This window comes from Pseudundibacterium arcticum (assembly GCF_042646465.1).
GTDB classification, from domain to species: Bacteria; Pseudomonadota; Gammaproteobacteria; order Burkholderiales; family Burkholderiaceae_D; genus Undibacterium_A; species Undibacterium_A arcticum.
This window is the reverse complement of record NZ_JBHRTP010000119.1, coordinates 1-7,194: the sequence shown is the minus strand read 5'-3', so window position 1 is coordinate 7,194 and position 7,194 is coordinate 1. Positions and strand designations below refer to the sequence as shown.

Annotated in this window: 11 protein-coding genes and 1 pseudogene; all 12 read left to right on the top strand. The window is 58.7% G+C overall.

Annotated elements, in window-relative coordinates:
* Positions 1 to 311 (top strand): annotated as a pseudogene (locus ACFOFO_RS26290) (hypothetical protein); the annotation flags it as partial.
* Positions 308 to 985, top strand: a complete 678-nt coding sequence (locus ACFOFO_RS26285) for a phage baseplate assembly protein V (RefSeq protein ID WP_390323677.1) — start codon at positions 308 to 310, stop codon at positions 983 to 985. The pseudogene ACFOFO_RS26290 and the gene ACFOFO_RS26285, both read left to right, overlap by 4 nt.
* Positions 982 to 1,383, top strand: a complete 402-nt coding sequence (locus ACFOFO_RS26280) for a phage tail protein (protein WP_390323091.1) — start codon at positions 982 to 984, stop codon at positions 1,381 to 1,383. Before ACFOFO_RS26285 ends, ACFOFO_RS26280 begins: the two co-directional genes overlap by 4 nt.
* 8 nt (positions 1,384 to 1,391) lie before the next feature.
* Positions 1,392 to 2,516, top strand: a complete 1,125-nt coding sequence (locus ACFOFO_RS26275; RefSeq protein WP_390323678.1) for a baseplate J/gp47 family protein — start codon at positions 1,392 to 1,394, stop codon at positions 2,514 to 2,516.
* Positions 2,516 to 3,178, top strand: a complete 663-nt coding sequence (locus ACFOFO_RS26270) for a hypothetical protein (protein WP_390323095.1) — start codon at positions 2,516 to 2,518, stop codon at positions 3,176 to 3,178. Before ACFOFO_RS26275 ends, ACFOFO_RS26270 begins: the two co-directional genes overlap by 1 nt.
* Before the next feature lie 57 nt (positions 3,179 to 3,235).
* The gene (locus ACFOFO_RS26265; protein WP_390333519.1) at positions 3,236 to 4,585 is read left to right on the top strand and encodes a gp53-like domain-containing protein; all 1,350 of its coding nucleotides are present in this window, start codon (positions 3,236 to 3,238) and stop codon (positions 4,583 to 4,585) included.
* 9 nt (positions 4,586 to 4,594) lie between these two features.
* The gene (locus tag ACFOFO_RS26260; protein WP_390323099.1) at positions 4,595 to 5,017 is read left to right on the top strand and encodes a hypothetical protein; all 423 of its coding nucleotides are present in this window, start codon (positions 4,595 to 4,597) and stop codon (positions 5,015 to 5,017) included.
* 2 nt (positions 5,018 to 5,019) lie between these two features.
* Entirely contained in the window at positions 5,020 to 5,505 is a 486-nt protein-coding gene (locus tag ACFOFO_RS26255) for a DUF7338 family protein (protein WP_390323101.1), read from the top strand.
* Positions 5,506 to 5,550: 45 nt separating this feature from the next.
* A complete protein-coding gene (locus ACFOFO_RS26250) occupies positions 5,551 to 5,970 on the top strand; it encodes a hypothetical protein (protein WP_390323681.1) in 420 nt (139 codons plus the stop codon).
* On the top strand, positions 5,967 to 6,227 hold the full coding sequence (locus ACFOFO_RS26245) for a hypothetical protein (protein WP_390323107.1): 261 nt from the start codon (positions 5,967 to 5,969) through the stop codon (positions 6,225 to 6,227). The genes ACFOFO_RS26250 and ACFOFO_RS26245 overlap by 4 nt, the downstream gene beginning before the upstream one ends.
* A complete protein-coding gene (locus ACFOFO_RS26240) occupies positions 6,227 to 6,892 on the top strand; it encodes a glycoside hydrolase family 19 protein (RefSeq protein ID WP_390323109.1) in 666 nt (221 codons plus the stop codon). Before ACFOFO_RS26245 ends, ACFOFO_RS26240 begins: the two co-directional genes overlap by 1 nt.
* Positions 6,892 to 7,101 carry a hypothetical protein gene (locus ACFOFO_RS26235; RefSeq protein ID WP_390333516.1) on the top strand — a complete coding sequence of 70 codons (210 nt, stop codon included), beginning with the start codon at positions 6,892 to 6,894 and terminating at the stop codon, positions 7,099 to 7,101. The genes ACFOFO_RS26240 and ACFOFO_RS26235 overlap by 1 nt, the downstream gene beginning before the upstream one ends.
* The last annotated feature ends 93 nt before the right edge of the window (positions 7,102 to 7,194 follow it).

Here is a 7,194-nt window from a genome sequence, read left to right as displayed (position 1 = left end):
AGCCAGGCCAGAGCAAGGCGCAGGCCCAGCAGTTCAGCTACACGTTCGCGCACCTGACCTATGAGAAAGCGCTGCAAAAGGCGCAGCAAATTCATGACGATATTTCAAAGCACGAAGTAAAACTAAACGCGACCCTGCCGGCCGATAACCTGATCCAAGTCAACAACCTGATCAGCGTGGTCGGCACCGGTACCGCTTTTGACCAGACCTATTACCCGGAAAGCATCGTGCGCGAAATGGATCTCACCGGCGGCTACACGATGACAATCAAGGCCAAGAACCATTCGCCGCAATCGGTGATCCCGCTATGAGGGAAATGCTAAACGCGATGCGCATGCAGGCAGTGCAGGCGATGGGTGAGCGGGCGTCGACGCGTCTTGGCACGGTGCAGAGCTACGACCCGGGCAATTACGCGGTGCGCGTCGCGCTGCAGCCGGAAGGCAACCTGACCGGCTGGATACCGCTGCTGTCGCCATGGGTCGGCAATGGCTGGGGCATGTTCTGCCCGCCAACGATCGGCGATCTGGTCGAAGTGCAGTTTCAGGAGGCGGATCACGATGCGCCGATGTCGTGCATGCGTTTCTATAACGACAAGAACCGGCCGTTGAGCGTGCCTTCCGGCGAGTTCTGGCTGGTGCATAAAAGCGGCGCCTTTTTCAAGCTGCTAAACAACGGCAGCGGCACGTTTTCAGATGGGCATGGCGCGACGGTCACGCTAAACGGAGACGGGACGATAAGCAGCGCAGCAACCCAGTGGAACCACACTGGTCCGCAGCACATCACCGGAAATGTGGTCATCACCGGCACCCAGCAGGTAACGGGGCAGATTACAGGGCAGGGCGGCATGGCTATCAGTGGCGGCAGCGGTGCGACGGTGGCCGGCAACATGGCAATTACTGGCGGCAACGTGACTGCCGACGGCATCGGCCTGAAAACACATACACACACCGATCCGCAGGGCGGAACGGTTGGAGCGCCACAATGAGCGACCTGAATCATTACTACGGCGGCGATTTAACGCAGTCGGCGACGGGCGACCTGTTGAAAGTCGATGGCACCACACAGGGCCAGCAACGGGTCTTGCGCCGCCTGCTGACCAACCCGGCCGCATTCGACCGAAACGGCAATGTGACGGTTTCCGGAGATTACATTTTCCACCCGACCTATGGCGCCGGACTTCCGCGCATGGTTGGCGATACCGTCAATATTGCCAAAATCAAGGGCGTGATTCGCGGCCAGATCCTGCTCGAGGCGTCGGTGGCGAGGAACCCGGAGCCGATCATTACCGTAACTGAAATTCAGGGCGGCGTGTCGGTTTATATCCATTACAACGATGCGCAAACCGGCAAACCGGTCGCACTTTCGTTCGATGTCAATCGTTAGGGAAATAAATGGCTCTTAGCACGCAAGACTTTCCTACACTGGTCAGAAATTCGGTAACCGCCATTCAGGGCGCCGCGCGCGGACTGGTTGACCTCACGGTCGGCTCAATCCTTCGCGCCGTGGTTGAGGCGAATGCCACGGTCATCCTGTGGATTCAAGGCTTGATTTTGCAGTTGCTCGCGACAACGCGCGCAGCCACGTCCAACTTGGCCGACCTCGACAGCTTCATGCTCGATTTCGGCGTCACGCGCCTGGCAGCAGTGGCGGCATCCGGACAAGTTACCTTTGCGCGGTTCACGTCGACTGCGCAGGCTGTTGTGCCCGTCGGGGCGACCGTTCTGAGCGCAGACGGCACGCAATCCTATACCGCGCTACTCGATACGACCAATGCGGCTTACAGTGCGTCATTGGGCGGCTATGTTCTGGCCGCCGGCGTGTCCAGCATCAACGTCACGGTGACTGCTGTGACGGCCGGGATCGCGGCCAATGCCGTTATCGGGCAAATCTCGCTGCTGAACCAGCCGATTTCCGGCGTCGATACGGTCACAAATGCGGCGTCGTTCACGAATGGCGTCGACCCTGAGTCAGATGCGGCGCTGCGCGCGCGCTTCATCACCTATATCGCCTCGCTGTCGAAAGCCACGAAAACAGCGGTCGGCAATGCGATCACGTCACTCAAGCAGGGCGTCACTTACTCGCTGACCGAAAACCTGACCTATGGCGGGGCGGTGCAGAACGGCTATTTCTTCGTCGTGATCGACGACGGCACCGGCACGCCGCCAGGATCATTGCTTTCTTCTGCCTCGAATGCGATTGATGCAGTGCGGCCAGTGACATCCACGTTCGGCGTATTCGCACCGGTAGTGGTGACGGCCAATATCGCGATGACGATCACGACTGCGGCGGGCTATGACCATACCGCGACCGCAACCCTCGTCACAACCGCACTGCGGAACTACGTCAATGCGCTGACGCTCGGACAAACACTAACATTCTCGCGGCTGACGCAGATAGCCTATGACGCCTCGCCCGGCGTCACCAACGTGACCGGCGTGACATTGAACAGCGCAACCGCAGACGTGGCCGCTACTGCGCTGCAGGTGATTAAAGCCGGCACAGTGAGCGTCGCATAATGGCAATCGGCGATCAATCTGATATTTTCGGGCGCATCAAAAGCGTTCTGCCGCGCTGGTTCGGGCCTGCCAGCCCGCTGCTCGATGCGCTGCTCCAAGGGCTGGCGAATGCTTCGGCGTTCGCTTATTCGCTGTACCTGTACGCCAAGCTGCAAACGCGCATCCTGACCGCAACGGACGGCTGGCTTGATATGGTGGCGGCGGATTTTTTCGGCGCAGCCTTGCAGCGTTCCGCAAATCAGTCCGATGCCAGCTTCCGCGCCCGCATCATTATCAACCTGTTCCGCGAGCGCGGTACCCGCAACGCAATCACCAAGGTATTGACTGATCTCACCGGGCGCGCACCGATCATCTTCGAGCCGCAACGCCCGATGGACACCGGCGCATATGGTGCGCCGAATAGCGGCTATGGCGTCGCGGGCGGCTACGGCTCGATGCTGATCCCATTTCAGGCATTCGTGCAAGCGTATCGGCCGGCATCGACCGGCATCCCGTATGTCACAGGTTATGGCTCGTCGCCGGGCGGCTATGGCGTTGCCTCACGGGCGGACTACGCAACGCTGTCGCAAAGCACCGGCGCCGTGGCGGATAGTGACATTTACGCAGCGATTGACAGTGTGAAGCCGGTCGGAAGCACCATCTGGACACAAATTAACTCGTAAGAAAAACAGAATCACCCACAAAGGACGCTTAGGCGTCCTTTTTTTATGGAGCAATGAATGGACAGACAGTTAATTTATCCGGGTCAAATTCCGCTCGAGACGGATTTGCTTGGCACGAACAAGAACGCAATGATCGGGCTGTCGAAGCTGGCCGCTGCTATTCTTGGAATTTCGGTCCAATTGAACGGGCTGGCCTGCAATCCGAATAGCCCGGCCGCGTTGAACGTGGTCATCAGTCCCGGCGAAATCTACAGCCTGCAAAACATCGACGGCACCGCGTACTCATCGATTGCTGCTGATACGACCCATACCATCCTCAAGCAGGGCATCTTGCTCGATGCGGTGACGCTTGCTGCACCCGCTCCTGGTACTGCCGGGCAGAGCATCAATTATCTGGTGCAGGCAACGTATCTCGATACAGACGCTACGCCAGTCGTTCTCCCGTACTACAACGCCAGCAATCCATCGCAAGCATATAGCGGTCCGGCAAATGCCGGTACCACGAACAACACGGTGCGCAAAGGGCAATGCAACGTCACGATCAAGGCAGGTATCGCCGCGACGACTGGTTCGCAGACCACGCCAGCGGCTGACTCTGGATATACCGGCTTGTATGTGGTCACGGTGGCCAACGGGCAGGCAACTGTCGTGGCTGGCAATATCTCGACACTGGCAGGCGCGCCGTTCATCAGCCCAGCAGCGCAGTTAAATTTGGCTAACGTATTCACGCAGATTCAGAGCGGCGTGACGCCCGCGCAGTTCGACGCTACAACGAAACTCGCCACGATGGCGGCCGTGCAGCGGGCGCTCGGCAATTTCGCGGGACGGATACAGGCAAACACGACGCAAACTCTCGCCGCTTCTACCGTCGGCAGCGTTATTAACGTCAACGGGGCAAACCCGACAATAACAATACCGTTGTCAACTGCTGTTCCTACGGGTTCGGTCCTTGTTTTTGAGGCAGTAGCCGCGTGTTCGATTTCCAAACAAGGCGCGGATATTTTTTATGGATCCGCACTTAGTTCTACAGTTATTTCAATGCTGGCGGGGGATACCCTCATTATTGAAGCCAACGGCGTCTCGGGATGGACGATTATCGCCGGTAGTGCGCAAGCGCAAGGTAGCCCCGGATTCGCGGCATCCCTCGCAGCCAATGGCTACCAGAAACTCCCAAGCGGGATAATTATCCAGTGGGGTATTTTTACGGCAAACGCCACTTCGGGCAATCCTGTTTCTGTCACCTACCCGATCGCATTCCCGAATAGCATGAGGTCAATCGCTTTGACGGCCGATTCTTCCGGTACCGGCATAGCCTCTGCCTGGTCGGACTCAGTCGGAAATTCAGGATTCAACGGGCATTGCAACGCTACAGGCAACAGCGTCCGTTGGATCGTGCTCGGAAACTAAGGATAAATCATGTCTAAATTCTACTCAGCATCTACACGCGGTTTTTATCCGTCAGACATGCGTGCAACCTACGATTCGGCGGGCACTTGGCCGCTCGACGCGGTTGCGGTTACTGACGCCGACGAGGCGATGATCCGGGCGGGGCTGGCAACTGGCGCCACCGTATCCGGCGCGTCTGGCGCTTGGGTCGTTACGCCGCCTGCGCCGCCGCCGCCACCTACCTCAGCCGCACTATGGTCGGCATATCAGGCCAAGGCGCAACTCGCCATCAATAAATCGGATATTACGATGCTGCGCTGCGTGGAAAACGGCGTGGCGGTTCCTGCGGCATGGCCATCCTATCGCAAAGCCCTGCGCGCAATATTGAACGCAACCAGCGGTGATCCGACTCTGCCGTTGCCGATGCAACCAGCATATCCGGCTGGCACTTGATCATGTGGCGCTATCGGATTTATTCGGCCATTGACCCGATCGGAACCATCCTCGCCGTTCTGCTCATCAACTGGTGGGCACCGCTGTTCGCCAGTCAAGATGGATGGCTTCCAAACTGGCTAGCGTGGGTGCAAACCTTCGATGCCAGTCTCGATGCGGGCGGCGCGCAAGGCTCTTACTGGGGCCGGGTGGCATGGCTGAACCGAAATCCGGCCTATGGCTTCAGCTATTGGGCGCTCGGCGTGCCATTCAATCCGTCCGAATGGCGCGTTACCGCGTTTTCCGGCTCGGAAGCGACCCACGATCTGTACTTCTATGCACAAGGTCCGAACGGGCAATTCAACGAGCATTACATGCGCAACGGCTGGCATGTCAAGCTGGGGTTTAAGGCTTGGAACATGTACGACGCAGCAACCGGCAAGTGGAAGTCGACACCCTGGGGGCCGGAATGGCGCATCCCGTTCACGTTCTCTATTTCGAGAGTTTAAGAAAACCAACCCGCTTCGGCGGGTTTTTTAATACCCGGAGACGTCATGCCAGACCACGAACATGAATTCAAAGAAACGATCGCGATCGACATTTTTTACCCAGATCATCCGCCGCGCACCGAGTCGACGCTGTTCAAGCGGACCAAGCATCACCTGGTCAAGGTACTGGATACACCGTGTTGGGTCTGCGGATCAAAAGACAAGCGCGAAGTGCACCACTTTCACGCTGAATGGGCTGACTCCGACGGTATCGACTGGGACAAGATGCGCATCTTACATCCTGCTTTCCCCTGGTCGACGTTCAATTATCCCAGCGACTTTATCGATGCTGAGTACAACATGATGGTGCTCTGCGAAACGCATCATCGCAGCAAGAACCACGGTATTCACCTCTTGCCGTACCCGATCTGGATCATGCAACGGGAACAGCGGGCCGACTTTGTGTTCGCGCCGGAGGTGGCATGAGCGATTTCGATTCCCGCTTGACCTTGGTGGAAACCGCGCTCAAGGAGAACACCGATCTGACCAGGGATACCGCCGACAAGACTGCCAAGCTCGCCACGGACATCACTGCCATGCTGGAAGTATTCGATACGCTGCAGGCGGGATTCAAGGTGCTGGCCGCGCTCGGAAACCTTGCCAAGTGGCTGGCGCCGATCGTGACGCTGGGCGCAGCAATCTGGGCCATTGCGCACGGCAAGATGCCACGGTGGGAGGAGTGATGCTGACCGCTCAACAAATCGCCGCTGCGACTGGGGCGCCTGTTGCCCTCGCGACCAACTGGCTGAGCGCGCTCACGGACGCCATGCACGACTTCGACATCGGCACGCCGGCACGACAGGCGGCCTTTCTGGCGCAGATCGGGCACGAAAGCACCGGACTGTCCGCGGTCGTCGAAAACCTCAACTATGGCGCGCAAGGTCTGGCGAACACTTGGCCGGGGAAATTCGCTGTCGATCCGGCCGCCAAGGTCAAGATCCCGAACGCGCTGGCCAACATGCTGGCGCACAGCCCGGAAGCAATTGCGAATCATGCCTACGCAGGAAAGGGCGGCAACGGTCCGGTTTCGTCCGGGGACGGCTGGCGCTATCGGGGGCGCGGACCTATCCAGCTGACAACTCTGGCCAACTACGCCAACGCGCGCGACCAGTTGCGCAAGCTGCTCGATAGCGTGCCGGACTTCGTGGTGACGCCGGATGCTGTTGCTGATCCGCGTTGGGGCGCTTTGTGCGCTGGCCTGTACTGGTCCCGAAATGGCTGCAATGCGCTGGCCGACAAGGGGCAATTCGATGCCATCACGCGCGCGATCAACGGGCCTGCGATGGCCGGTGCCGCTGAGCGCCGCGCATTGTGGGCGAAAGCTAAATCTGCTTTGGGAGTCAAATAATGTTTAAAAAGCTACTCGAACTCATCACCGGCGACGACAATCTCACGCTGGAGCCGTCCTATCTATGGTCTGGTGCAGCGGTATTGATTGGCCTGGGGCTGGAAGTCTACAGCGTCGTGTTCGGCAAGCCGTTTGATTTCCAAGCCTACGGCATCGGCGCGGCGGCACTGCTGGCAGGTCTTGGCTTGTCGGCCAAGTTTGGCAAATGAACCCGCTCACGCCATACCTCGGCATTGCCAAACTCGCCGCCGTTCTCGCGCTGGTGGCTGGCTTGATCGGCGGATATTTCGCCTGGCATCACC